This is a genomic window from Streptomyces sp. NPDC060002 (assembly GCF_042737245.1).
GTDB lineage: Bacteria > Actinomycetota > Actinomycetes > Streptomycetales > Streptomycetaceae > Streptomyces.
In genome coordinates this window covers 43,578-67,791 of record NZ_JBHWUW010000012.1, presented here as the reverse complement: position 1 = coordinate 67,791, position 24,214 = coordinate 43,578, and the positions used below count along the sequence as shown (strand labels likewise).

Annotated in this window: 23 protein-coding genes; 8 read left to right on the top strand and 15 right to left on the bottom strand. The window is 70.6% G+C overall.

Annotated elements, in window-relative coordinates; translation table 11 throughout:
* Position 1: 1 nt before the first annotated feature.
* Positions 2-328: a TraR/DksA family transcriptional regulator gene (locus ACFWBD_RS13950; RefSeq protein ID WP_385666660.1), complete on the bottom strand. Its 327-nt coding sequence runs from the start codon at positions 326-328 to the stop codon at positions 2-4.
* A 357-nt stretch (positions 329-685) separates the two neighbouring features.
* On the opposite strand from ACFWBD_RS13950, the gene ACFWBD_RS13945 reads away from it, so the two are divergent.
* The 3 genes from ACFWBD_RS13945 (at position 686) to secD (ending at position 5,134) form a co-directional block, all read left to right on the top strand.
* Positions 686-1,639: a HAMP domain-containing sensor histidine kinase gene (locus tag ACFWBD_RS13945; RefSeq protein WP_385666658.1), complete on the top strand. Its 954-nt coding sequence runs from the start codon at positions 686-688 to the stop codon at positions 1,637-1,639.
* The gene (locus ACFWBD_RS13940) at positions 1,636-2,301 is read left to right on the top strand and encodes a response regulator (RefSeq protein ID WP_385666656.1); all 666 of its coding nucleotides are present in this window, start codon (positions 1,636-1,638) and stop codon (positions 2,299-2,301) included. Before ACFWBD_RS13945 ends, ACFWBD_RS13940 begins: the two co-directional genes overlap by 4 nt.
* Before the next feature lie 604 nt (positions 2,302-2,905).
* Positions 2,906-5,134, top strand: coding sequence for a protein translocase subunit SecD (gene secD, locus ACFWBD_RS13935; protein WP_385666654.1), 2,229 nt, complete (start codon positions 2,906-2,908; stop codon positions 5,132-5,134).
* A gap of 404 nt (positions 5,135-5,538) precedes the next feature.
* On the opposite strand, the gene ACFWBD_RS13930 is transcribed toward secD, so the two are convergent.
* The 12 genes from ACFWBD_RS13930 to ACFWBD_RS13875 all read right to left on the bottom strand — a co-directional run bounded on the left by ACFWBD_RS13930 (position 5,539) and on the right by ACFWBD_RS13875 (position 17,877).
* The gene (locus ACFWBD_RS13930) at positions 5,539-6,891 is read right to left on the bottom strand and encodes a phosphatase PAP2 family protein (protein WP_385666652.1); all 1,353 of its coding nucleotides are present in this window, start codon (positions 6,889-6,891) and stop codon (positions 5,539-5,541) included.
* Positions 6,892-7,278: 387 nt separating this feature from the next.
* Positions 7,279-7,905, bottom strand: a complete 627-nt coding sequence (locus tag ACFWBD_RS13925; RefSeq protein WP_385666650.1) for a class I SAM-dependent methyltransferase — start codon at positions 7,903-7,905, stop codon at positions 7,279-7,281.
* 385 nt (positions 7,906-8,290) lie between these two features.
* The gene (locus tag ACFWBD_RS13920; protein WP_385666648.1) at positions 8,291-8,659 is read right to left on the bottom strand and encodes a low affinity iron permease family protein; all 369 of its coding nucleotides are present in this window, start codon (positions 8,657-8,659) and stop codon (positions 8,291-8,293) included.
* A 17-nt stretch (positions 8,660-8,676) separates the two neighbouring features.
* Entirely contained in the window at positions 8,677-9,099 is a 423-nt protein-coding gene (locus ACFWBD_RS13915; protein WP_385666646.1) for a hypothetical protein, read from the bottom strand.
* A 70-nt stretch (positions 9,100-9,169) separates the two neighbouring features.
* Positions 9,170-10,021: an RNA polymerase sigma factor SigF gene (locus ACFWBD_RS13910; RefSeq protein WP_385666644.1), complete on the bottom strand. Its 852-nt coding sequence runs from the start codon at positions 10,019-10,021 to the stop codon at positions 9,170-9,172.
* Between the two features lie 192 nt (positions 10,022-10,213).
* A complete protein-coding gene (locus ACFWBD_RS13905) occupies positions 10,214-10,684 on the bottom strand; it encodes a GNAT family N-acetyltransferase (protein WP_385666642.1) in 471 nt (156 codons plus the stop codon).
* Between the two features lie 104 nt (positions 10,685-10,788).
* Positions 10,789-11,097, bottom strand: coding sequence for a hypothetical protein (locus tag ACFWBD_RS13900; protein WP_385666640.1), 309 nt, complete (start codon positions 11,095-11,097; stop codon positions 10,789-10,791).
* Between the two features lie 64 nt (positions 11,098-11,161).
* Positions 11,162-12,007 carry a carbohydrate ABC transporter permease gene (locus ACFWBD_RS13895; RefSeq protein ID WP_351763894.1) on the bottom strand — a complete coding sequence of 282 codons (846 nt, stop codon included), beginning with the start codon at positions 12,005-12,007 and terminating at the stop codon, positions 11,162-11,164.
* Positions 12,004-13,362: an ABC transporter permease subunit gene (locus ACFWBD_RS13890; RefSeq protein WP_385666638.1), complete on the bottom strand. Its 1,359-nt coding sequence runs from the start codon at positions 13,360-13,362 to the stop codon at positions 12,004-12,006. The genes ACFWBD_RS13895 and ACFWBD_RS13890 overlap by 4 nt, the downstream gene beginning before the upstream one ends.
* 6 nt (positions 13,363-13,368) lie before the next feature.
* A complete protein-coding gene (locus ACFWBD_RS13885; RefSeq protein WP_385666636.1) occupies positions 13,369-14,697 on the bottom strand; it encodes an ABC transporter substrate-binding protein in 1,329 nt (442 codons plus the stop codon).
* Positions 14,698-14,752: 55 nt separating this feature from the next.
* A complete protein-coding gene (locus ACFWBD_RS13880) occupies positions 14,753-16,384 on the bottom strand; it encodes a glycoside hydrolase family 13 protein (RefSeq protein WP_385666840.1) in 1,632 nt (543 codons plus the stop codon).
* A 224-nt stretch (positions 16,385-16,608) separates the two neighbouring features.
* Entirely contained in the window at positions 16,609-17,877 is a 1,269-nt protein-coding gene (locus ACFWBD_RS13875) for an ABC transporter substrate-binding protein (RefSeq protein ID WP_385666634.1), read from the bottom strand.
* A 124-nt stretch (positions 17,878-18,001) separates the two neighbouring features.
* Here ACFWBD_RS13875 and ACFWBD_RS13870 point away from each other — a divergent pair, with 124 nt between their 5' ends.
* On the top strand, positions 18,002-18,517 hold the full coding sequence (locus ACFWBD_RS13870) for a PadR family transcriptional regulator (protein ID WP_054237748.1): 516 nt from the start codon (positions 18,002-18,004) through the stop codon (positions 18,515-18,517).
* A gap of 49 nt (positions 18,518-18,566) precedes the next feature.
* On the opposite strand, the gene ACFWBD_RS13865 is transcribed toward ACFWBD_RS13870, so the two are convergent.
* Entirely contained in the window at positions 18,567-19,556 is a 990-nt protein-coding gene (locus ACFWBD_RS13865; RefSeq protein WP_385666632.1) for an RNA-guided endonuclease InsQ/TnpB family protein, read from the bottom strand.
* A 29-nt stretch (positions 19,557-19,585) separates the two neighbouring features.
* On the opposite strand from ACFWBD_RS13865, the gene ACFWBD_RS13860 reads away from it, so the two are divergent.
* From ACFWBD_RS13860 to ACFWBD_RS13845, 4 genes are all read left to right on the top strand, one after another.
* Positions 19,586-19,747, top strand: a complete 162-nt coding sequence (locus tag ACFWBD_RS13860) for an Arc family DNA-binding protein (RefSeq protein ID WP_385666630.1) — start codon at positions 19,586-19,588, stop codon at positions 19,745-19,747.
* Between the two features lie 87 nt (positions 19,748-19,834).
* Entirely contained in the window at positions 19,835-20,584 is a 750-nt protein-coding gene (locus ACFWBD_RS13855; RefSeq protein ID WP_385666629.1) for an ABC transporter ATP-binding protein, read from the top strand.
* A gap of 3 nt (positions 20,585-20,587) precedes the next feature.
* Positions 20,588-22,882, top strand: a complete 2,295-nt coding sequence (locus ACFWBD_RS13850) for an FtsX-like permease family protein (protein WP_385666627.1) — start codon at positions 20,588-20,590, stop codon at positions 22,880-22,882.
* Between the two features lie 78 nt (positions 22,883-22,960).
* The gene (locus ACFWBD_RS13845) at positions 22,961-23,587 is read left to right on the top strand and encodes a hypothetical protein (protein ID WP_385666625.1); all 627 of its coding nucleotides are present in this window, start codon (positions 22,961-22,963) and stop codon (positions 23,585-23,587) included.
* On the opposite strand, the gene ACFWBD_RS13840 is transcribed toward ACFWBD_RS13845, so the two are convergent.
* Positions 23,563-23,925, bottom strand: a complete 363-nt coding sequence (locus tag ACFWBD_RS13840) for a hypothetical protein (RefSeq protein ID WP_385666623.1) — start codon at positions 23,923-23,925, stop codon at positions 23,563-23,565. The genes ACFWBD_RS13845 and ACFWBD_RS13840 overlap by 25 nt on opposite strands.
* Positions 23,926-24,214: the final 289 nt, after the last annotated feature.

The following is a 24,214-nucleotide window of genomic DNA, read 5'->3' as shown; positions in this document are numbered from 1 at the left end:
GTCAGGCGGCGTCGCGCTGGCAGGGGACGCAGCACGGCGTGTAGGGCAGGATCTCCAGGCGCTCGACCGGGATGGGCTTGGAACAGTTCCGGCAGACGCCGTAGCTGCCGTCCTGGACGCGGACGAAGGCGGCCTCGATCTCGGTGAGCACTCGCTGGATGGTGTCTTTCTGCGTGGACATGGCCTGTTCCTCCCCGACCGGCGCGGCCTCGGCGATGGCCCGCAGCTGCACCAGGCGGGAGGCACGTTCGTGTTCGAGGCGCTGGAGGGCCTCGTGCGCCGTCAGCCGTTCACGGCGGGTTTCGGTCTGGGGCGTATCGAGCGACATGGCGGTTCCTTCTTTCGATGCGGAGGTGGGGCGCGCCGGGCAGGGATGCGTCGGGAGGCGAGGGCCCGGGGGGAAGAGCCGGGGGAAGTTACCGGTGGCGGTTCATGCCTCCACCGTGGCCGCAACGCCACGCTGAAACCATCGGGCGCAATACCCATCTCCGGTCTGTCCCAGGACCCATCGCGGCGTGGGCAGGCCAAGTCCAGGAAATGGGTATGGGAGCCCATCGACGGCGGGTCCAGGAGCGGGCAGCCTGGGGGCAGGCCGGTCACAACCAAAGGCGGCAGCTCACGTTCGGGGTGCGCGGTGACCGAAAGTAGTGACAAACCGTGCCACCCAGAGAAAGGCGTCAGCCCGGTGTCCCTGTTCTGGCGGATCTTCGTGCTCAACGCGGTCGTGCTGGGCAGCGCCACCGCGCTGCTGCTGTGGGCTCCGGTGACCGTGTCCGTGCCGGTGGTGCTGACCGAGGCGGTCATCCTCGTGGCCGGCCTCGTCGTCATGCTGGTCGCCAACGCGGCCCTGCTGCGCATCGGTCTGGCCCCGCTCGACCGGCTCACCCGGCTGATGGCCACCGTCGATCTGCTGCGCCCCGGGCAGCGGCTGCCGGAAGGGGGCCGCGGCGAGACCGCAGAGCTGATCCGCACCTTCAACGCGATGCTCGAGCGCCTCGAGCACGAGCGTGCCTCCAGCAGTGCCCGTGTCCTGCTCGCTCAGGAAGCGGAGCGGCGCCGCATCGCCCAGGAACTGCACGACGAGGTGGGCCAGAGCATGACCGCGATCCTGCTCTCCCTGGAGCGGGCCGCCGACGAGGCGGACGATCCCCTGCGCGGGGAACTGCGGCAAGTACAGGAGATCACCCGGGGGAGCCTGGACGAGGTGCGCCGTCTGGCGCGTCGTCTGCGGCCGGGCGTACTGGAGGACCTCGGCCTGATCAGTGCCCTGACCTCGCTGACCACGGAGTTCTCCACGCACGTCGGACTGCGCGTGGGACGCCGCTTCGACACCGGCCTGCCCCCGCTGGACCAGCAGACGGAACTGGTGCTGTACCGCGTCGCCCAGGAAGCGTTGACGAACGCGGCCCGTCATGCCGAGGCCGGTCAGATCGAGGTGAGCTTGCGCCACACCGGCGAGGCGGTGGTGCTGGCCGTCGTCGACGACGGCCGCGGAACCGGGGTCGCCCGCGAAGGGGCCGGAATCCGCGGAATGCGCGAGCGGGCCCTGCTGATCGGGGCCACGCTGGACGTCACCTCACAGCCGAAGGCCGGTACACAGGTCCGGCTGACCGTGCCCCTCCTCAGGAAGCAGCCATGACCACGCGCGACAGATCCGTGATCCGCATTCTCCTCGCCGACGACCACGCGCTGGTACGTCGCGGGGTGCGACTCATCCTCGACCGGGAGCCGGACCTCGATGTCGTCGCCGAGGCCGGGGACGGCGCGGAGGCCATCGACCTGGCCCGCACCCATGAGGTCGACCTGGCGGTGCTGGACATCGCCATGCCCCGGATGACCGGCCTGCAGGCCACCCGCGAACTCCTCGCACTCAAGCCGGACGTGCGGGTGCTGATGCTGACGATGCACGACAACGAGCAGTACTTCTTCCAGGCGCTCAAGGCCGGGGCCAGCGGATATGTGCTGAAGTCCGTCGCCGACCGCGACCTGGTGGCCGCGTGCCGGGCCGCCATGCGCGACGAGCCCTTCCTGTATCCGGGCGCGGTCACCGCGCTCATCCGCAACTACCTGGACCGTGTCCGCAACGGTGAGGAGCCGCCCGACCAGGTGCTGACCGCGCGCGAGGAGGAGGTCCTCAAGCTCGTGGCCGAGGGCCACTCCTCCAAGGAGATCGCCGAGATGCTCTTCATCAGCATCAAGACCGTCCACCGGCACCGAGCGAACCTGCTGCACAAGCTCGGCCTGCGTGACCGGCTGGAACTCACCCGCTACGCGATCCGGGCCGGCCTCATCGAAGCCTGACCCCGCTGGCTCCTTCAAGGCACCGGGCTTCGGCTGCCCACTCCCCCAGCCGGAGCCTGGAGGATCCCGACCGCCCCGGCACACCGCCACCACACGCGAAGAGGACGGCCATGGCACGCTTCAGTCACGCCGTCCCGCGCACCCGTGGCCTGAGCCTGGCATCCGTGTCGGCCGTCCTGCTCAGCGTTCTCATCTCCCTGCTCGGCACGCCGGCACTCGTCGGCCCACACCCTCATGCACCGGGCGGCACGGCACCCGCCGTCCAGGCCACGTCGGCGCACGGCGGGCCGTACGCGGACGACGTGGAGTCCGCTGTCTACGCTGCCGCGACCCGGAGCCATCGGGACGCCACCGGCGAGCGTCATGCGCCGCCGGTCTCCGCCCCCGACGCGTCACGTGGCACGGCGGCCGGCCCGCTCCGGCCCACGCGTAGACCGCTGCCGGCGGCGAGCTCACCTGCCTCGGAGCAACCGGCACACCGTCACGGGGTACGGGCACCCCCCTCGCCCTCCGGCACCTGAACCCCTCCTCTCCATCTCCTCTCCTCTCCTTTCCTCACCCGCAGCCACTGTCCCGGCCGCGGTGTGCCTGCCGGAGGCCTGCTGTGAACCGATCCCCGCGCAGCAGAGGGCTGATCGCCCTCGCTGCCGTAGCCCTGTCCCTGTACATCGCCCTCACCGTGCCCGTCCACCTAGGACTCGATCTGCGGGGCGGCACCCAGATCGTGCTGGAAACCCGCCCCACCACCGCTGCCGACGCCGACACCGAGGCCACGGACCGCACCGTGGAGGTGCTGCGCGGTCGTATCGACGCGCTCGGTGTCGCCGAACCCGCCATCACCCGCTCCGGCAGCGACCGGATCGTCGTCGAACTGCCCGGCCTGCAGGATCCCCGGAAGGCCGCCGATGTGCTCGGCCGCACCGCCCAGCTCACCTTCCACCAGGTGCTCGGCACGGCGGCCGGCCCTCACGATCTGCCCGAACCGCTGCCCAAGCGGCCCCACGAGCAGGTGACGGCCGATGAATCAGGTCACCTTCTGCGCCTCCAGTCGGCCTCGCTGACCGGCAAGGACGTCGAGAAGGCGGCCGCCCGATTCGACCAGCAGGGCGGTGCCGGATGGCACGTCACCGTCGACTTCAAGGGATCAGGGAAACAGGGATGGGCCCGCCTGACCGGCGAGGCCGCCTGCCGCCCGGCCGGGGACCCGACCCGCCGGGTCGCCATCGTCCTGGACGACAAGATCATCTCTTCACCGCAGGTCGATCCGTCGGTGGCGTGCCGCTCCGGCATCAGCGGTGGCTCCACCCAGATCACCGGATCCTTCGACGACGGCGAGGCCAAGGAGCTGGCCCTGCTCATCAACGGCGGCGCCCTGCCGGTACCGGTCGAGACCATCGAGCAGCGCACCGTCGGCCCCACCCTGGGCGCGCAGGCCATCGCGGCCAGTGCCTGGGCAGCCGTCATCGGCACCGCTTTGACCTCGCTGTTCATCATCGCCGTCTACCGGATCATGGGAGCCTTGGCGACGGTGGCTCTGGCCTGCTACGGCCTCATCTCCTACGCGGCCCTCGCCGCCCTCGGCGCCACCCTCACCCTGCCCGGCCTCGCCGGGTTCGTCCTGGCCATCGGCATGGCGGTGGACGCCAACGTGCTCGTCTTCGAACGCGCCCGCGAGGAGTACGCCTCTCGCCACCGCCCCACCCCCCGGTCGTCGCTGACCGCCGGGTTCCGCAAGGCCTTCAGCGCGATCGCCGACTCCAACATCACCACTCTCATCGCCGCCGGCCTGCTGTTCTTCCTCGCCTCCGGACCGGTGCGCGGGTTCGGTGTCACGCTGGGCATCGGCGTCCTCGCCTCCATGCTCAGCGCCCTTGTCATCACCCGCACCCTCGCCGACTACGCCGTGGCCCGCCCCCGCCTTCGTCGCCGCCCCCACCTGACCGGCATCGCCCACACCGGCACCGTCCGCGCCCGTCTCACCCGCACGAACCCGAACCTGATGCGCCACCCGCGCCGGTGGCTGGCCGCCTCCGCTGCCGCCCTCGTCCTTGCGGCCTCAGGGATCGCCGTACGCGGCCTCGACTTCGGCGTCGAATTCACCGGTGGCCGCCTCATCGAATACACCACGGCCACACCCGTCGACCCCGACCGGGCCCGTACCGCGCTCGCCGAGGCCGGGTTCCCGCGCGCCGTCGTCCAGACCTCCGGCGAGAACCAGTTCACCGTCCGCACCCACCACCTGAGCAACGCCCAGGCAGCGGCCATCACCGACACCGTCACCGACCTGGCACGCAACGCCGACAAGATCCGCGACGAAGCCATCGGGCCGAGCCTCGGCAAGGAACTGCGCCACGGCGCCCTCATCGCGCTCGTCGTCGCCCTCGGCGCCCAGCTGATCTATCTCGCGGCACGTTTCCGCTGGCTGCTGGGGAGCTCCGCGGTCGCCGCCCTCGTCCACGACGTCGTGATCCTCATCGGCATCTTCGCCTGGCTCGGCAAGCCCGTCGACGGCGTCTTCCTCGCCGCGCTGCTGACCGTGACCGGCTACTCCGTCAACGACTCCGTCGTCGTCTTCGACCGGATCAGGGAACTCGGCCGCCGCGATCGCTTGGAGCCCTTCGCCCGTATCGCCAACCAGGCACTCCTGCAGACGCTGCCCCGCACGGTCAACACCGGCATGGGCGCCGCATTCATCCTCACCGCGCTGGCCGTCTTCGGCGGCGAAACCCTGACCGACTTCGCCCTCGCCCTCCTCATCGGCCTCGCAGTGGGCACCTACTCCTCCATGTTCACTGCCACACCCCTGGCCATCGAACTGCACCACCGCACATAGGCGGGGCTCGCTGGGGTGCGCCCGTGTCAAGGCCACGCAGTACGCAGCTGTGCAGCGGGCGGAGTGGGAGCGTTCGCATGTCCTTCTCGCCTGCGCCGGCACGTTCCGCCCGCGTGACAACGCCCTGGCCGGCGGCGTTGGCCGACCTCCGGCGGGCCGCCTCCCGGGCCTCGGCGACGGCCCGGTCCCGTGGACCGGGAGGCGCGTAACGATCGCTGCCGTCCCGCGGACCGAAGCCCGCCCGAGTCCGCCCGAGTCCGCCCGAGTCCACCCGAGTCCACCCGAGTCCGCCCGAGTCCGCCGGGGACGACTACCCGTCATGAGCCGAGATGCCGTCTCCGCTCAGCATCCGCATCTCGGCCTCACTCGGGCGGCGCTCAGCCCGCAACACGGCGTGGCGCGACTCAGATGAGTTCGGGCTGCGGTTCCGGTTGCCGTTCTGGTGCGGTCCTCGATTCCCACCGTGCGGTGGTCCGGACGTAGCCGTAGACCACTGAGGTCATCGCCAGCAGGAGAAGCGGTCCGGACACCCACGGGTGTCCGGCCATCTCCAACGGCAGGTAGCGATACGACAGCAGGAGCGCAACGAAGACCGTCGCACCGTAGACGACCAGCTGGATCCCTGATCGATCCCAGCCGCGGTCGAACGAGCGCAGAGCTGCCTCGATCGTATACGTGAACACCACCCCGGCGATGAGATCCACTCCGTAGTGGTAGCCGAATCCCAGCGTTGCGGTGAGCGTGGCAATCAGCCAGAACACGCCTGCGAATCGCAGAAGTCGTGGGCCCTTCCGGGAATGAATGAAGATCGCGGTGGCCCACGCCGTATGCAGGCTCGGCATGCAGTTGCGCGGGGTGATCTCGTCGAACGGCATGTGGTGCGGAACATTGATCGGCGACGGCGTCACCGGCCACAGGTCGGCCACCGCCCACTGCTCGCTGCCGGGCACCGTTGGGGACCACAGGCTGACCGATGCCCAGTGCTCGACGCCGGTGCCGTAGGCGAAGACCGGCCCGACCACCGGGAAGATCATGTAAATGGCCGGCCCGAGGAGGCCGATCACCAGAAAGGTGCGCACCAGATGGTGCCGCGGGAATTGACGGTCGACCGCCACGCTGCGCAGTTGGTAGAGCGCGACGATGACCGCGGCCACCGCGAGCTGGCCGTAGACGACATCGAGAAAGTTGAAGCCGATCGAGCCGGTGGCGGTGACGATCCGGCCTGCCACCCACGACGGTTCGCCGAGCGCGTGATCGGCGGTTGCCACGTACTGGTCGAGCACCGAGGGGCGGGTCTTCGAGGTGATGACCAGCCAGATGTCGCCGGTCTTGCGGCCGGCCACCAACAGCAGGCCGAGCCCGACGCCCTTCAGCAGCAGGACACGTTCCTTGCCGGTGCGGCGCGTGACCGCGATGACCGCATAGCCCAGCATGACCCACAACGCCCCGTTGCCGAACGGGTGGCCGCCGGTCACCTTGGCGTCGACCGCCCACCGGACCAACCCGAAAACGGCGTCGATACCGAGCGCGGCGCCCACCGCGATGAACCGTTGCCGCCAGGTGAGAACCACCATCATCAACGTCAAACTGGCGTACAGCAGGAAACCCGATTTGGGAGGGAATATCAGCTCCCCCACCTGGTTGGTGATCGGCCCCGGCAGGCCGCAGCGTCGCGCCGCACCCTCCAGCGCGATGAGGAACACGAGGGCCACGACGGTCGCCGCGGCCCACAGTATCGCCCGGGGATGACGCCTCACGGAGAGCACGGTTCTGCCCTTTATTCGCGAAAGCTCCCGCAATGCTACGTTTATCAATTGCCTGACCAATTTGCTCGATTTTGACTAGCCAAGTTACCTATCACGCCGGATGGCATGCTTTTTCGGCGAAGGACGGGTGATGGCGGCGTTCATCGCGAGGTTCGAACATGTTAACGGAGTGGTGCGGGTGGGTTCCGACGAAATGTGCATCGTCGAGCGGACGGGTTCACCCCGCCGTGCTGACACGAGTCGAGCCCGCCTCACCGGGCGCCCTTTACCGAGCCGGCCGAGCCCTGCGAGCCACGGTCGACGTGCCTTCGAAGCCTTCGCTCCGGGCTTGGCGCGCCTGGCTGGCCTCGGTCAAAGTGCAGCGGAGCGCTCTCGCGTTCAGTCGGTGGGGCGGGAGTGCACGCTGACGGCGTAGCCGCCGCCCGGACCGTACGGGTCGCCGCCCCAGGTGGCGAAGCGCTGCCTCAGCGTCAGTCCGGCCTGTGTGCACCAGTGGTCGAACTCCGGCAGCGTCACTGTCGGTTCCGGCAGCGGCAGGTGTTCCGCGTCCAGTCCCATGCCGGTTACCAGCAGTCCGCCGGGGCGCAGTACGGCGGCCAGGTGCCGGACAACAGTCGGGCCGGTGCCGGGGGCCAGCAAGGGGATGACGTTTCCGGCGGCGAGCGCCAGGTCGAAGCCGGGTTCCAGACCGAGGGCGTCCAGGCGGGCCAGGTCGCCGTGGAGCCATTCCTGGTCGGGGGCATCGCGACGCGCGACGGCGAGCATGGAGCGGTCGACGTCCACGCCCGTGCAGAGGTGACCCAGCGCGGCAAGCCGGATCGCGATCCGCCCGGTACCGCAGCCGGCGTCGAGTACCCGCGCCGCAGGATCCAGCAGCGCCTCGCAGAAGGCGGCCTCGCCGTGGATGTCGTGGCCTGACGCCGCGAGCCGCGCGAACCGCAGGGCGTACTCCTCTCCGCCCTGTCCGCCGGTCAGGTCCGCCCAGCGGTCACGTCGGCTGCTCATGGTCTGCGTGTCTCCCGGATGTCTCGGTCGGTGGGGTGAGGACTTCAGCGCGGTAGCCGCTCCGGTCGCCTTCCCGCTCGTCGAACGCCGGCTCCCGAGCCTCTGTTCCCGCTGACCACGACCAGACGGCGCCCCGAGGGGTCCGCCCTGCCGGCCACCTCCGTCGCGGCCGGTTCGCACTGGCGCACGTGATCACGGCGCAGCACGGAGCGGTACTGACGGGTACGCAGTTCTACCTCGCGCCCCGTGACACGGTTCAGCAGGTCGAGGCCGTCGTGCGCATCCTCGACTTCTCGCCGGGGCGGCATTCTCGCTCACGGACTACGCGGGCAGATGGTTGCGGCGGTGAGGCGGGCAAGGCCTTGGTCGCCCATTTCGTGCGCGGTCAGGTCTGCTGCTCCATCCTGATGGCCCGGCGGAGTTCCTCGCTCGCCGCTCCCGGTTCCTGCCGCTGGATCTCCAGCAGTGCGGCGGCGATGGCGTCGAGCTTGCGCTGGATGGCGTGCTCGGCTCGCCGTTCGGAATTCTTGAGCAGTGCCAGGAGCAGCAGCGAGACAGCGGACATCGCCTCGCCCACCATCAGCAGCCACGGCGTGGGCAGCTTCAGTGCGTGCGCGGTGATCGCGCCGGCCACCAGAACGAGGCACACGCCGAAAAAGGCGGGTGAGCTGGTGAAGTTCGAGGCGTGCTCGGCCAGACGCGTGAACCGGCCCGGCCGGTCGCCGTCGCGGTGCGCGGGGTGCTGAGGTGCCATCAGGTCACCAGCGGTCTTCACGAGACCGGCCGGTCGGCAGGAGCTCCCAGGGCCCAGCCGGAGACATCGCCCAGCCGTCCACGCCACAGCGGAGCGGTCGCGGTCCCGGGCACGGACAGGAACGTGACGTCGACGAGATGGATGAACGCGTGCAGCCCGTCTCCCGTTCCCGGCTCCGAATCGGTCTCCTTCAGGGCCGACCGGACGGTGTGCGCCAGGTGTGCCATGTGGTCGGCTGCGTCTTCCGCTCCGGTGGCCGTCGACACCACGCGCTCCCACCGGTCGGCCCATGTGCGGGACCCGACCAGGTTCCCCGCGACGATTCCACCGGGCGTGGTCAGGCAGATCTTGAGGGCGGCCTCGGGCTGCGCGTCGACCAGCCGCAGCAGGATCTCCAGATGCGCGTCGATCGGCGGGAGCGCGGCACCGTATTCGCTCACCACAGGTCCTCTCTTCTCTGGTACGTGCCCGGTCCCGGGCGGGCTTCCGCGGCAGGCCACGGGTGATCGGTCAGTGGGTGGTGAGCATGCCCTCGCGCAGGCGCTTCAGGGTGCCGGAGAGCAGCCGGGATACATGCATCTGCGAGCAGCCGAGCCGTTCACCGATCTGTGCCTGAGTCAGCTCCTCGACGAACCGCCAGTGGAGGATGCGCCGTTCGCGCTCGTCGAGCTGGGCGAGCAGGGGGGCCAGCGCGTGGAAGTCCTCCACCAGCTCCATGGCCGCGTCGTCGGACCCGATGAAGTCCGCCAGTACTGTCTCGCCGTCGGGGCCGCCGCCGATGGTGGCGTCCAGCGAGGCGGAGTTGTAGCCGTTGGACGCGACCCGGGCCTCGATGACCTCCTCCTCGGTCAGGTCCATCAGCTCCGCCAGCTCTTTGACGGTGGGGGTCCGGCCCATACGGCTCTGGAGCTCCTCGCCGGCCTTCGCCAGTTGCACGCGCGCCTCCTGCAGGCGGCGCGGCACATGTACGGACCAGGAGGTGTCCCGGAAGAAGCGCTTGATCTCGCCGACGATGTACGGGATGGCGAAGGAGGTGAACTCCACCTCACGGGATATCTCGAAGCGGTCGATGGCCTTGATCAGCCCGATGACGCCGACCTGGACGACGTCCTCCATCCCGTCCGCCCCGCCCCGGTTGCGGAACCGGCCGGCCGCGAAGCGGACCAGGGACATGTTCATCTCGATCAGGGTGTTGCGCGCGTACTGGTACTCGGGCGTGCCTTCCTCGAGCACCGCCAGCTTCGCGAAGAACAGCTTCGACAGGGATCGGGCGTCCTTGGGCGCTATCTTGGCCGGTTCGGGGACTGCCGGCAGTGCCGCTGTCGTCTGTTCCTCTGCCGCCTGTGCGATCGTCGTCGTCATCTGTGTTCTCCCCGCCCGGCCGGTGCCCTGCATTGCGCTCGAGCTGCTGTGGCCGCGCCTACCCCGTCATCCGCAGAGCATGCACATGCCTGGAGAATGCGCCGGCGCGGGCGTACGTGCTTAGCCCGTACCACCCGCCGCCAAACGCATGTACGAGTCTTCGGTAGGTGAGACGGATCTGACGGCGCCCGCTCATGTACCGGCGGGGGCGATGGCGCCGGGCCGGCCGTGGGAGCAGTTTCCTCCCACGGCCGCCCTGGGGATGCGCATCCGGCGCAGCACGTCGCGAGTGAGCCGGCGGTCGAGCGTGGTGCGCCAGGTGACGTCGGGATGTGTGGAGCGCAGGTGCGACAGCGCCCTGGTGCCCAGCCCGCAGCCGCGAAACGCTTCGTCCAGGACCACATCGGTGATCACGCCCTCGGCGCACTCGTCGCACGCTCGATAGGTGATCCGTCCGACCACCTTGCGGATGTGCACCAGGAGCAGACACTCCTCGCCCGCGCCGCCCTCCAGGGAGGACGACGGCAGCAGCTCGACATCGCGATAGGCCAGCAGCCTGCGGTGCCACCGGCCCCCTCGTCGTCCGGTGCGCCGGTGCCTTCCCTCGGCCCGTCGTGGTGCGGCGCCTTCCCGTGGTCCAGGCCGGCCCTGCGCGTCGCTCATGGCATACGTCTGGTTTCCCTGCATTCCATCGCGTGTGCCCGCTACCACGGACCCCATGTCACCACGCCGTGAACGCGTCCCGGTTGCCACCGGCTCCCCGTGGCTCAGTCGAGCGCCTTGAGCCCCTCGTGCCAGCGGGTACGGCGCTCCTCGTCGCTCTGCTCCCACCAGGGGGTGCCCCGCTCGCCCAGGGCTACCTTCGCCAGTTGCACGCGCGCGCGGGCGGCACGTTCGGCTTGCGGGTCCTGCGCCCGCAGAGCGGCCCCTACCGCGCGGCGGGCCGCCATGAGGTGGGAGCGGAGCCGTGCGGCGTCCTCCTCGGGAATGAGCGGATCCGTCGCCCGCCAGCGGCGTCCGCCCACGACGATGAACCGTCCGTCCGGGGTGCGCTCCGGTCGCGCGTCAGGTGTCACGCCAGGAGTCTGCCGGTGGGCGGCGGCGCAGCAGAGGAGCCACACGGGTCTGCCGGTGCAGGCCCTACTTCACGGATCCCGCCATGACCCCCTGCACGAAGTGCCGCTGGAAGGCGAAGAACACGGCCACCGGGACGATCAGGGACAGGAACGCCCCCGGCGCGAGCACGTCGATGTTGCTGCCGAACTGCCGTATCTGTGACTGGAGTTCCACGGTCAGCGGCTGTGACGAGCTGTCGGCGAACAGCAGGGCCACCAGCATGTCGTTCCACACCCACAGGAACTGGAAGATGGCCAGGCTCGCCAGGGCGGGCCGTCCCACCGGCAGCACGAGCCGGGTGAAGATGCGCCACTCGTTGCCCCCGTCCATACGGGCCGCCTCCAGCATCTCCCGGGGTATCTCGGCGAAGTAGTTCCGCAGCAGGAAGATCGCGAACGGCAGTCCGTAGGAGACGTGGAAGAGGACGACGCCGGGAATCGTGCCGAACAGCCCCAGTTGGCCGAAGAGTTTGGCCACAGGCAGCAGGCCGATCTGCACGGGGACCACCAGGAGCGCGACCACGAGCAGGAAGAGGGCGTCCCGGCCGGGGAAGTCCAGCCAGGCGAAGGCGTACCCCGCCAGCGCGGCGATCGCCACCACCAGGAACGTCGCCGGCACCGAGATCAGCACGGTGTTCCAGAACGCCTGCGTCATCCCGGCGTTGCCCAGCAGCGACGTGTAGTTGTCGAAGGACAGCTGCCCCGGAGTGGTGATCGCCGTCCACCAGCCGCCCTTGGCCGTGTCCTGCGCCGACCGCAGGGACGATACGAGCAGTCCGGCGAGCGGCGTGAGCCAGAGCAGTCCGACGACCACGAGGACGGCCTGCACCAGGCTGTTGCCGAGCCCGCGCCGAAGCGCACTGAGGTTCATCGCTGACTCCCTCGGAAACGACGGACGTTGAAGACCATGGCGGGGATCACCAGCAGCAGGAGCAGAACACCGAGGGCACTGCCCAGTCCCTGGTCGTTGCCGCCGCCGAAGGACACCAGCCACATCTGGGTGGCCAGCACGGTGGCGTCCTCCTGCACCGGGCCCGGCGCGATGATGTAGACGAGGTCGAACACCTTCATCACGTTGATGACGAGGGTCACGAAGACCACCGTCAGCACAGGCGCCAGCAGCGGCACGGTGATCCGGCGGAACACCTGCCACTCGTTGGCGCCGTCCATCCGCGCCGCCTCGAGCGAGTCGCGTGGCAGCGCGGACAGGCCCGCGCCGATGAGCACCATCGCGAACCCGGTCCAGATCCACAGGTAGGCGCCGATGATCGCCGGCGTGACCAGCGCCGGGCCCAGCCAGGAGATGCCGTCGTAGGGCGGGGCGAAGTTCGAACCGGGGAGGGTGACGGTGTACGAGCCCGGCTCCAGGCCGGGGAACCGGAAGGAGCCGTCGGCCGCGGTGGTGGTGCTCGCGACGGTCTTCCCCTCGCGCACCGCCTCGACCTTCATCTTGGGCAGCCCGCTCTCCTGGCGGTCCACCACGCCTTGCTTCCCTCCCCCGCCGGGGGTGAAGTCCAGGTAGACGACTCCGCGCAGTTCGTCGGGACCGGCCGTGCGGGCGCCCGCCGCGTAGGCCGGTTCCGCGCCCGCCGGCAGTTCCTTGGGCGCGACACCGACCAGGCCGAGGGCGAGCGTGTCACCCGGTGACACGCTCGTGCCCGTGCGGTACGAGCCGCCGGCGCCCTGGGTCAGTCCCTCACCGTCACGGGCGCGGGCCGTCGGGTACGTGGCGGTGTCCTGGAAGGCGTCGTGAACTCCGACGGCCGCCGCGTTCAGGACTCCCTTGTCGGGGTCCTCGTCGTAGGCGAGCCGGAAGATGATGCCCGCGGCCAGGAAGGAGACGGCCATGGGCATGAAGAGGAGCAGCTTGAACGCCGTGGCCCAGCGGATCTTCTCCACGAGCACGGCGAGGATCAGGCCCAGGCCGGTCAGCAGGGTCGGCGCCACGACCACCCAGATGGCGGTGTTGCGTACGGCTTTGAGGGTGGCCGGGTCGCGGAACATCTCGGTGTAGTTGTCGCCGCCCACGAACTGCGTCCCGGAGGCGTCGAAGAAGCTGCGGCCGACCGAGAACAGCACGGGGTACACGACGAGGGCGCCGAGCAGGAGCAGCGAGGGGAGGACGAAGAGCAGGGCGACGGTCCTGCCCCGCCGCCGGGCGCGCCGCTTGCGGGCGGCGGTCGCGGCGGCGGGTGGTGCGGCCGGCTTCGTGAGCGTGGCGGTCATCGCCGGTCAGCCCTTGTAGGCCTTGGCCGCGGCGGTTTCCAGCTGCGCCGCGGTGGCCTTCGGGTCGGACGGGTCGCGCAGGAAGTCCTGGAGGAGCTTCCACTCGCCGGCGCCCTTCGTCCCGCCGAACGCGGCCGGGGCCTGGTCGGACATGTCGAAGCGGACGGAGTCCCCGGCGGCGATGAGCGACTTGGCGGTGGTGCGGGTGACGTCATCACCGTAGGAGGCGAGGTCGAGCTTCTTGTTCGGGGAGAGGAAGCCGCCCGTCTCGGCCCATACGGCGGCGGCCTCCGGGGTGGCCAGGTACTCCAGGAGCGCCATGCCGGCCTTGGTGTTCTTGCCGTCCTTGAGGACGACGGCCGCGTCGCCGCCGCTGACCACGGGTGCCTCCCCGCCACCGACGGGCGGGAACGCGAAGAAGTTCGCGTCCTCGCCGATCTTCCGGCCGAACTGGTCCTTGGCGACGCCTGCGACGAAGTCGCCCTCGTAGACCATGCCCGCCTCGGGCTCGGGCCCGAAGACCTTCTCGACGGAGCCCGGGAAGTCGGTGTTGAGGGCCCCCTTCTGGCCGCCCGCGAGGAGCTGCTTGTCCTGGAAGAGCTTGCCGAGCGTGGTGAGGGCGTCGACCACGCTCTGGTCGGTCCACTTCAGTTCGTGGGCGGCGAGGGCGTCGTACTTCTCGGGTCCTGCCTGGGAGAGGTAGACGTTCTCGAACCAGTCGGTGAGCGTCCAGCCGTCCTGGCCCGCGACGGAGAAGGCGGCGAGGCCCGAGTCGGAGACGGTCCGCCCGGCCTTCAGCATCTCGTCGTAGGTCTTCGGCGGCTGGACGCCCGCCTGGTCGAGGGCGGCGGGGCTGTACCAGACGGTCGACTTGTGGGCGGCCTTGAAGTAGAGGCCGTAGAGGGTGCCCTTGACGCTGCCGTAGTCCTTCCAGACGGTCGCGTAGTTGGCGGCGACGGACTTCTGGGTGGCCGACGACAGCGGCTTGAGCCAGCCGTTGCCGGCGAACTGCTGGAGCACGCCGACCTGCGGGACCATCACGACGTCGGGGGCGTTGCCGCCTTCGATCTTGCTGCCGACGACGGTGGAGACGTTGTCGCCGGTGGAGACGAACTGGGTCTTGGCGCCGGTCTTCTCGGTGAACGCCTCCAGCACCTTCTGGAAGTTCTTCTGCTCGGCACCCGACCAGACGCCGGCCACGGTGACCGTCTGGCCGTCCAGCGACTTGTCGCCGCCGCCCGCGGAGACGGGGTCGCCGCCTCCGCAGGCGGTCGCGCCGAGGGCCAGGACGAGGGCGGTGCAGCCGCTGAGCAGGGTGGTACGTCGTCGCATCATCGTCGATGTCCGTTCGTAGAAAGGGAGTTGGCGGCGGGTTGGGAAATGGTCGTGCTCAGGAGTCGGTGTCGTCACCGATCCACCAGGCAGCCGTGGAGCCGGGGAGCACCCCGGCCCGGCAGGGGCCGCTGGACAGCAGGGGGTTGCCGGGAACGGGCGCCGGAGCGGGCGCCGTTCCGAAGTTGACGGCGCAGACCAGGCCGTCGCCGCGGGCGAAGGCGAGGACGCCGGGCTGGGTGTCCAGCCAGCGCAGCGAGCCCTCGCCGAGCTGGGGCAGGGTGGCGCGCAGATGGAGGCCGTCGCGGTACAGGTGCCAGAAGGAGCGGGTGTCGGCGAGGGCGCGATCGGTGGCGTACTCGGCGAAGTACTCGGGCTGCGGCAGCCAGGGTTTGGTGCCGTCGACGCCGGAGGTGAAACCGAACGGTGAGGCCTGCCCGGACCACGGCAGCGGGACCCGGCAGCCGTCCCTGATGCGGGCGCGGCTGCCCGTGCGGCGGAAGATCGGGTCGGTGAGCACGTCGTCGGGCAGGTCGACGACCTCGGGCAGGCCCAGTTCCTCGCCCTGGTAGATGTAGGCGGCGCCGGGCAGCGCCAGCAACAGCAGGGCGGCGGCGCGGGCGCGGGCGGCGCCGAGGCCGCTGCCCTCGACGGCCGGCTCGCCGTAGCGGGTGACCGTGCGGACCTGGTCGTGGTTGTTGAGCACCCAGGTGACGGTCGACCCCGTTCCCGCGATGTCCTGCATGGCCTCGGTGATGACCTTGCGGAAGGCGTCGGCGTCCCAGGAGGCGCTCAGCAGATCGAAGAAGAAGGCCTGGTGCAGTTCGTCGGGGCGGACGTACAGCGCGTGTTCGCGGGCGGTCGGGACCGAGACCTCGCCGACCAGGAGCCGTTCGCGGCCGTCGCGTGCCGTGTACTCCTCGCACACCGCCCGCCAGTGCCGCCACACGTCGTGCACCTCGGGCTGGTTCCAGGCGAGCGGGTTGACGGAGTCGCGGGTGCGGGCGTCGGCCTCGGGATCCGGCGAGTCGGGCAGCTCGGGGTGCTTGAAGAGGCCGGCGGCGACATCGATGCGGAAGCCGTCGACGCCCCGGTCCAGCCAGAACCGCAGGGCTCGGTCGAAGGACGCGCCGACCTCGGGGTCGCGCCAGTTCCAGTCGGGCTGTTCGGGCGTGAACATGTGCAGGTACCACTGGCCCGGGCGGCCGTCCGCCTCGGTCACCCGGCTCCAGGCCGGGCCGCCGAACATGGCGTGCCAGTTGTTGGGCGGCTCGGCGCCGTCCGCTCCGCGTCCGTCGGCGAAGTGGAAGCGGGCCCGGGCGGGGCTGCCCGGCGCCGAGGCCAGCGCCTCGTGGAACCAGGGGTGCTCGCTGGAGCAGTGGTTGGGGACGATGTCGAGCAGCACCTTGACGCCCAGCCGCCGGGCGGCCGTCACCAGCCGGTCGAACTCGGCGAGGTCGCCGAAGAGCGGGTCGACGTCGCAGTAGTCGGCGACGTCGTAGCCGTGATCGGCTTGCGGGGAGGGGTAGAAGGGGCTCAGCCAGATCCCGTCCACGCCCAGCTTCTTCAGATACGGCAGTCCGGCGCGGACTCCGGCGAGATCGCCGACGCCGTCGCCGGTGCTGTCCAGGAAGCTGCGGACGTACACCTGGTAGATCACTGCCTCACGCCACCAGTGGTGCGTGTCGATGCGCGTGTCGATGTGCTGGGAGCTCACCCGTTGGCCTGTCTGTGCGGGCTGACTGTTATGCATGCATGTTATGTAGGCGTTTCACGGGGGTGTCAACGAACAGACAGCAGCTATCTGGCAGGCGGGGGTCTCGGATGCGGCGATACCGGGGCAAATCACACCCGGTTGATATGGCGGCGTTACCTAACATGTAAGTAGCAGAGTTCGGTATCGACTGAGGAGTGTCAGCCGCGGCGGGAGATGTCCGCCAGCTCCCGGGCCAGCCGCCGCACCGCCGCCTCGGGCGTCGAGTGCCCGGACATCGCGTCGTGCACGACCGCCTGCACCACCATGCTGACCTGGTCGTAGCGGGGGCTCTTCGGGCGCGGTGCGGCCGTCAGGACGCTCGCGCGCAGGGTCGGCAGGTACGGGAACCGGCGCACCAGCTCCGGGTCCTCGTACAGATCCGCGCGTACGGGCGGCAGCGCGCCCCGGGTGAGCACCTGCCGCTGGACGCCCTCGCTGGTGAGGTACGCGATCAGACGCGCGCCGGTGTCGGGGTGCTCGGCGTGCGCGTTGACAGCCAGGTTGGAGCCGCCGAGCACACTGGTCCCGGGGCCGTCGCGCCCCGGCAGCGGTACGGCGCCGACCTTGCCGGCGAGCGCGGACCCCCCGGCGGAGGCGCTGACGTACGCGTAGGGCCAGTTGCGCAGGAAGAGGAGGCGTCCGTCCTGGAAGGCCTGCCGGGACTCCTCCTCCGTGTAGGTCAGGGCCTCTTTCGGCACCCATCCGTCACGGACCCCGCGTGCGAGGAATCCGATGCCCTCGCGGGCGGCCGCGTCGACGGTGACGCGGTCGCCCTCGTCGCCGAGGATCGTGCCGCCCGCCGAGTACACGGCCTCGGCCGCGTTGACGGTGAGGCCCTCGTAGGGCAGGAACTGCCCCGCGTAGCCGTCGAGTCCGTGCCGGGGCGCGATGGTCTTCGCGGCCCGCTCCAGCTCGGCCCAGGTACGGGGCGGGGGGACGCCCTCCTCGGCGAGGATGTCCTTGCGGTAGAGGAGCAGCCCGGCGTTGGTGACGTACGGGACGGCGTACAGCCGGCCGTCGTACGTCGCCGTGTCCACGACCGGCCGGAGGAAGCTGCCCAGCGGGAGACGGTCTCGCGGCAGCGCGCGGATCCAGCCGGCGGCGGCGAACTCCGAGGTCCAGGCGACGTCGATGTTGAGGACGTCGAACCGGCTGCGTGCGCCGCCGCGCAGATCGGTGATCATCTGGGCGCGCGACTCGTCCGCGGAGTCCGGCAGTTCGACGAGGGTGACCTTCTCGCCGGGGTGGGCGCGGTTCCAGCCCTGGAGCAGCGGGCCGAGATAGCCGGTGAGGTCGCCGGCGGTGGCGAGGGTGAGCGGTCCGCGACCCTCCAGCCCACCGGCCGCCCGGGCGCCGGACGCGCCGTAACCGGCCAGGACCACGGCGAGAACGAGGAGGCCCCTACCGGCGGCGCGTATCCACCGCATAGGTTCCTCCCTGTACACCGGCGCCGGGCACCCTCGCCCGGAGTCAGAGGCTATGTATACCCGTTAGGTATGGGCGATACTAGGGCCTGGACCACAATACGAGGCTGCGAGGAGGACAGCACGAGTGCGCCTGCCCCTCCTGGCCCTGCTGGCGCGCGGCCCGGCCCACGGCTACGAGCTCAAGCAGGACCTTGAGCGACTCCTGGGCGCCGCGTACCCTCAGCCGAACATCGGCCAGATCTACGTGACTCTGAGCCGCCTCGAGAAGACGGGGCTGATCGAGGGCGAGGAGGTCGAGCAGTCGAGTCGGCCCAACAAGAAGATCTACCACCTCACCGACGCCGGGCAGGAAGCGCTGCGCGTCTGGTACGAGGAGACGGCGGACGAGCCGCGGTTGCGGGACGAGTTCTTCATGAAGCTCGCGCTCGCCCCGCAGACCGGTCTCGCCGACCAGATCGCTTTGATCAACAAGCAACGACGCCACTACCTGAACACCATGCGCACCCTGTCGAAGCTCGTCACGGGCGAGAACCGCGACAACCGGACGGCCCGGCTGCTCATCGAGGGCGCCATGCTGCACCTGCAAGCCGACCTCGACTGGTTGGAGCGCTGCCAGGAAGAACTGGAGGAGCCGGATTGACTCCTCCCCCTCCAGCAGAGGGGGATTCCTGGCTCACTTCGCCTTCCACCTAGCAGGTGGCGGGGCTTACAAGATCAGCACTAGCCGGGTCGAGACCAGCCCGGACGATCACCACACGGGCGGAGTTCTTGTCCCTCGGGGACACGGCTCCGCACGCGGTACACGTATACGTTCGTTCGGAGAGGGGCAGTGCGTGCTTGGTTCTCGCTCCGCAGCGTGCGCAGTCCATGGTGGTGTGCGCGGGGTTGACCAGATGCACGGTGCGTCCGTGCTTGCGGGCCATCTCGAGCAGCGCGTTCTTGGTGGCGCTGGTGGCGGCATCGGCAGCCTTGCGGGCCATGGTGGATCCGGCAGGGAACCTAGGGCGGAAGTCCTTCGGGTGGGCCAGGTCATGGGCGGCACTGGTGGTGGCGGCGGTCTCCTTCACACCCCAGTCGATGCCAGTCGCGCGTCCCGTGGCGGGCAGCGGGTCGGTGCTGATCTCCACGACGAACGAGGCGTACCAGTGGCCCAGGCTGTCCCGGTAGACGCGCCCCGATGTCGGGTCGGCGGGCAGGTCGCGGAACCACACTACGGTCAGGGCGATGTTGCCGGCCAAGCACAGACGGCCGTCCTTGAGGCGGAAGCCACGCCGCGTGTAGTTCATCGAGGGCAGCGCCGCGCGCTTGCGTTTGATGCGGGGCATCCCGGCGCGCTGCCGCATCGGCAGTTTGGCCTTGAGGTCTTCGAGTGCCTTGGCGCGGGACCTCGCCAAGTCCCGGATCATCTGCTGCTGCGGTACCGAGCTGCCCTGGCGCAGCCAACCCATCGCGTCACGGGCGTCGGTCGGCAGCTTGTCGAGCGCCGGACCGCACGTCACCTTCTCGGCGGCATTTCCGTTCAGGCCGTGGACCTTCTGGGACATGGCCACGCACTCGTTCCACACCCAGCGGCAGCGCGCCCACTCGGCATCCAGGCCGGCAAGCGCGGTGGTCGACACCCGAAGCCGGTAGGTGTACCGGGCGTGCCCGGTCCCTCCCGCGCCATCTGGTGTCGCCATGGTGTCACCGTGCCACTACGCTGCGAGGCATGGACCGTGAAGAAACCCGGATCACCCTCCGGCTGCCCGCCGACCTCCACGCCTGGCTCACGGCGCAGGCCAAAGCCAACTGGCGGTCACTCAACTCCGAGATCGTCCACCGCATCGAGGGCGAGTACCGCGCCTCCGCAGCGAACGCCGAAACACCCTGACGGCGATTCGCCTTTCCCTTCCCTGCTCCGCAGGAGTCCGATCACTCCCCGGCCTGAAAGCCCCTGGGGTATCCACGGAGGACTTCGGTGAAAGACACCCCCACTCCTGCCCTGCGGGCCGAGGGTCTCGTGAAGACCCATCACGGCGAGGGTGCTCCCGCCCATGCCGTACGCGGGGTGGACCTGTGCGTACGGCAAGGCGAGTTCGTGGCCGTCACCGGTCCTTCCGGCGCCGGGAAGTCGACGCTGCTGCATCTGCTCGGCGGCCTCCAGCGGCCGGACAGCGGCAGCATCTGGCTGGACGGCGTGCGCACGGACGGCTACAGCGAATCGCAGTGGGCGGTGGCCCGCAGGCGTCGTATCGGCGTCGTCTTCCAGTTCTTCAACCTGGTCTCCAACCTGTCCGTCGCCGACAACGTCGAACTGCCCGCGCTGCTGGCCGGGGTCTCCCCGAAGCGGGCCCGCGCGGAGCGGGAGGAACTGCTGGCCGAGCTCGGCCTGACGGGCAAGGAGCGGAGCATGCCGGGCGAGCTGTCCGGCGGCGAACAGCAGCGGGTGGCGCTGGCCCGGGCCCTGGTGAACCACCCTCCCCTGCTGCTCGCGGACGAGCCCGCGGGCAGCCTGGACAGCAAGGGCACCCGCGAGGTGACCCGGCTGCTGTCCCGGTTCCACCAGCGCGGCCAGACCATCCTCCTGGTCACCCATGACGCGCGCATGGCGAGCTCCGCGGACCGGGTGATCAGCTTCTTCGACGGCCGGATCGCCGACGACGCGGCGCTGGACGGCACACCGTCCCCCGGCAAGGGGATATCAGCGGTTTTGGAACTGAGGGACTGACCGATGCGAGCCACGTTGCGCTGGGCGCACTCGGACCTGCGGACGCATCGCGGCGAAGCGCTGTTCCTGGTGCTCGCCACCGTCGGCGTCGTCACCTCCCTGCTGCTGGCGGCGGCGCTCTTCGGGTACGCGACGAACCCGTGGGAGCGTGTCTTCACCCAGTCCCGGGGCGCACACGTGTCGATCCACACCGGCCCCTCGGCCGAGGCGGCCAAGCTCGCCGGACTGGACGGCGTCGAGTCCGTCGCCGGCCCCTATCCCACCGCTTCCACCACGGTCGCCTCCCGCGGCGCCCGCGCCTCCGTCGAGCTGCGCGGCACCACCGGACGACCCGCCGTCGGACGCCCCCTGCTCGTCTCCGGCCGCTGGCTCGACCCGGCGGCGCCCGACGGTGTGGTGCTGGAGAGCAGCCTCGCCCGGGCGCTGCTGGCCGAGCCCGGAGATGTGCTCACCCTGCCCGGCGGCACGTCGACGCTGACCGTGCTCGGCGTCGCCGACAGCCCCGAGCCGCGCTACCGCCAGGGCGAGCAGCCGGGCCTGGCCTGGGCGCTGCCGTCCGCCGTGCCCCGCACCGGCTCCGACCGCGGCCAGGTGATCGGGCTGCGCCTGACGGATCCCGGGGACACCGACTACGCCGTCCAGCGCGCCGTCACCGTGCTCGGCGCCGGCGCCGTGCGCGAGGTCTCCACCTGGCAGCAGGCCCGAGCCGAGGCGCAGGGCGACGACCGGCTGCTCGGCCAGATACTGGGCCTGTTCGGACTCGGCGCGCTCGTCGCCGCCGGACTCGCCGTGCACGGGGCCATCGGCACCCGCATCCGGGGTCATCTGCGGGACATCTCGATTCTCAAGGCGATCGGTTTCACGCCGGGCCAGGTCATGCGGGTCTTCCTGCTCCAGCATCTCGCCTACGCGCTGCTCGGCGCCGTGGCCGCCGCCGGGCTCGTACAGGCGCTGGGCAGTCGGCTGCCGGGCCGGCTGGGAGACGCGGTCGGGGTGTGGCAGGGGCTGCCGGGTCACGCGGCGACCCTGGTCGTGGTGCCGGTGGGGGCGGTGCTGTTCATCGGCGCGACCACCGGGCTCGCGGCCTGGCGGGCCGGACGGGTGCCGCCGGTTCCGGTGCCCCGGGCCGCAGCGCCCGCCGGCGGGCGTCTGTCGGGCGTGGCGCGCCGCGCGCTGGGCCTGCGGCTGCCGCCCGCGCTGGTCCTCGGCTGGCACAAGGCGTTCACGCGTCGCCCGCGCTCACTGGCCACGATCGCCCGCCTCGCGCTGCCGCTGACGCTGATCGTGGTGGCGATGAGCGCGTGGACGACCATGGACCGCTTCCGCAGCACACCGGAGGAGATGGGGCTGGCGGCCGCGCTCACCGTCCGCGCCGACGACGGCCTGAGCGACGCCGCGATCCGGACGCTGCTGGCGCGGCGTCCGGAGGTCGCCGCCGCCTATCCGGGCGTCGAGGTGGCGGCCCTGGTGCCTGGCCAGACGGCGACGATCGCGCTGCGCGGCCTCGGTACCCGTGCGGACCCGTACCCCTACACGCTGGCCGAGGGCCGCACCGCCCGCGGTTCCGACGAGGCGGTGGCCGGGCAGGGACTGCTGGATCTGCTGGACGTCCGGGTCGGCGACTGGGTGCGGATGACCGTGAGCGGCCGGCCCCAGATCCTCCATATCGTGGGCCGCAGCATCGAGCCGGAGAACGCCGGCCGGGTCGTCTCCACGTCGCTCGACACCCTGCGGGAGAACGACCCGGCACTACGGCCGACGCTGTACCAGGTCCGGCTGCGGGACGGCGCGGATCCGCACCGCGTCGCCACCGAGCTGAGCGCCTCGGCCGGGCGTGGCCAACTGGACGTGCACACCGTGACGAACCCCGCCGACGGGCTGTCGCCCCTGCGCAGTGTCGTCGTCGGCCTGCTCGGCGTCCTCGCGCTCATCGGCCTCGTCGATCTGCTGACCGCCATCGGCGGCGCGGTGCGTGAGAGCGAGCGGGATCTGCTCGCTCTCAAGGCAATGGGGCTGACTCCGCGGCAGATCACGGCGATCACCGTCACGGCCATCGGCTGCACCGTGCTGGCCGCGGTCGCCGTCGCCATGGCGCTGGGCATACCCCTCTCCCACTGGCTGATCGACGCCCAGGGCCGGTCGAGCGGCATCGGGGCCGGTATCGCACAGGCGCCGTCCCCCGTCGCGCTGTCCGCGTTCGGCGCGACGGCGTTGCTGGGCGCTCTGGCGCTCGCGGCGCTGCCCGCGACCCGTGCCTCACGGCGCCGTCTCGCGGACACGCTGAGCGCGGTGGCGTAGCACGGGAGTCGGACGGCTTTCAGGTGCCCGGGCGCCGGGCATGACGTGTACCGGGGTGGCCGAGCAACCGGGGGACGCATGCGCGCCAGGGTCGAGCACCTGATCAGACACGGGGTCTCCCGCCGGGTATGGGTGGTGGGGGCCGGTGCCGCGTACTGGCTCTGCGCCGTGGCCGGAGTCGGGTACCTCATCCGGCAGGGGACGACGGCCGGTAACGTCTTCGCTCTTCACCTGGTCTGTTTCGCGATCGAAGCGGTCTCGGTGCTCGGGGTCCTGTGGCCCGGAGCGGAGGCCGGGTCGCAGCAACTCGTGGACGATCACCAGAGCGTGACGGTGTCCGCCTCCTGCTTCAGCGGGATCTTCCTCATACCCCCCACCATGATCACCCTGGGCGTACTCGGCCGGACCGGCCGCCCGCTGGAGGCCGTGGTCGCTTCGGCCTCGGCGCTGCTGCTGGCCTCGTTCGCCGGCCTCGTCACCGTGACGGCCCTCGCCCCCTCGGTCCGCCGGGCCCGAGAGGGGACCGGCCCGCCGGACGGCCCGGACTGGTCCGACGCCGGGGACTTCGACTCGGGCGGCGACCAGTCTCCAGCGCCCCGCCGCCGAGTGTCCGGGGCGGGGCGCTGGAGGCCGGAGAGCCGGGCTGTGGGGTTGTGGGGCCCTCCGGCCTGGAGGTGCGGTCAGACGTTGGCGCAGATGGCGTAGACGCTGATGCCGACCGTGCTGTAGCTGTTCTGCCGGCCGAGGGCGACCCAGCCGGTTGCGTCGGTGGTGGGGAAGCTGCCGACGAGGATCGCGTCGTTGCCCTGGGCTTCGGCGCCTCCGCCGATCACGTGCTTGCCCGCCGGGCAGTAGACGGTGCGGCGCTGGAAGTTGGGCACGTTCGCGTTGGGGAGCTTGACGATCTGGTAGCCGTCGATGATCCGGGCCTGTGCGGGGGTGCTGGCGGGGGTGTGGTCGGGGGATGCCTGGGCGGCCCAGCCGATACCGGTTGCCAGAGCCAGAGCCAGCGCGCCGGCGGTGAGGGCCCTCGTACCTCGCATGTGTCTCCTCCAAGTCATACGGGACGCCTTCGCCGGTGTCCCGTCACAGGCGCCAACGCTGCCGGACGGCGAAGAGGGCAGGCGGGGGATCAGCGATCAAACTCCCTGATCGGGGGATGCAGGAGTGAGGGAGTGCTGGGGGCGCGTGGGCCGCGCGGCCGGGTCCGTCCCCCCGGCGGCGGCCGCCGATTTCCTCGCCGTGGGACAGTCGAGCCAGCCGACTCGTTTGATTCCACTCGCACGTTTTCCTCCGGATTCGGAAGGCGCGCGGAGCGCCTCCGGATTCAGC

Excerpts from the sequence above, each read along its gene's own strand:
- ACFWBD_RS13840 (WP_385666623.1), bottom strand. The coding sequence starts at position 23,925 with ATGCGAGGTACGAGGGCCCTCACCGCCGGCGCGCTGGCTCTGGCTCTG.
- ACFWBD_RS13885 (WP_385666636.1), bottom strand. The coding sequence starts at position 14,697 with ATGATGCGACGACGTACCACCCTGCTCAGCGGCTGCACCGCCCTCGTC.
- ACFWBD_RS13925 (WP_385666650.1), bottom strand. The coding sequence starts at position 7,905 with ATGAGCAGCCGACGTGACCGCTGGGCGGACCTGACCGGCGGACAGGGC.
- ACFWBD_RS13950 (WP_385666660.1), bottom strand. The coding sequence starts at position 328 with ATGTCGCTCGATACGCCCCAGACCGAAACCCGCCGTGAACGGCTGACG.
- ACFWBD_RS13890 (WP_385666638.1), bottom strand. The coding sequence starts at position 13,362 with ATGACCGCCACGCTCACGAAGCCGGCCGCACCACCCGCCGCCGCGACC.
- ACFWBD_RS13875 (WP_385666634.1), bottom strand. The coding sequence starts at position 17,877 with ATGCGGTGGATACGCGCCGCCGGTAGGGGCCTCCTCGTTCTCGCCGTG.
- ACFWBD_RS13865 (WP_385666632.1), bottom strand. The coding sequence starts at position 19,556 with ATGGCGACACCAGATGGCGCGGGAGGGACCGGGCACGCCCGGTACACC.
- ACFWBD_RS13905 (WP_385666642.1), bottom strand. The coding sequence starts at position 10,684 with ATGAGCGACGCGCAGGGCCGGCCTGGACCACGGGAAGGCGCCGCACCA.
- ACFWBD_RS13850 (WP_385666627.1), top strand. The coding sequence starts at position 20,588 with ATGCGAGCCACGTTGCGCTGGGCGCACTCGGACCTGCGGACGCATCGC.
- ACFWBD_RS13860 (WP_385666630.1), top strand. The coding sequence starts at position 19,586 with ATGGACCGTGAAGAAACCCGGATCACCCTCCGGCTGCCCGCCGACCTC.
- ACFWBD_RS13940 (WP_385666656.1), top strand. The coding sequence starts at position 1,636 with ATGACCACGCGCGACAGATCCGTGATCCGCATTCTCCTCGCCGACGAC.
- ACFWBD_RS13845 (WP_385666625.1), top strand. The coding sequence starts at position 22,961 with ATGCGCGCCAGGGTCGAGCACCTGATCAGACACGGGGTCTCCCGCCGG.
- ACFWBD_RS13910 (WP_385666644.1), bottom strand. The coding sequence starts at position 10,021 with ATGACGACGACGATCGCACAGGCGGCAGAGGAACAGACGACAGCGGCA.
- ACFWBD_RS13895 (WP_351763894.1), bottom strand. The coding sequence starts at position 12,007 with ATGAACCTCAGTGCGCTTCGGCGCGGGCTCGGCAACAGCCTGGTGCAG.
- ACFWBD_RS13920 (WP_385666648.1), bottom strand. The coding sequence starts at position 8,659 with ATGGCACCTCAGCACCCCGCGCACCGCGACGGCGACCGGCCGGGCCGG.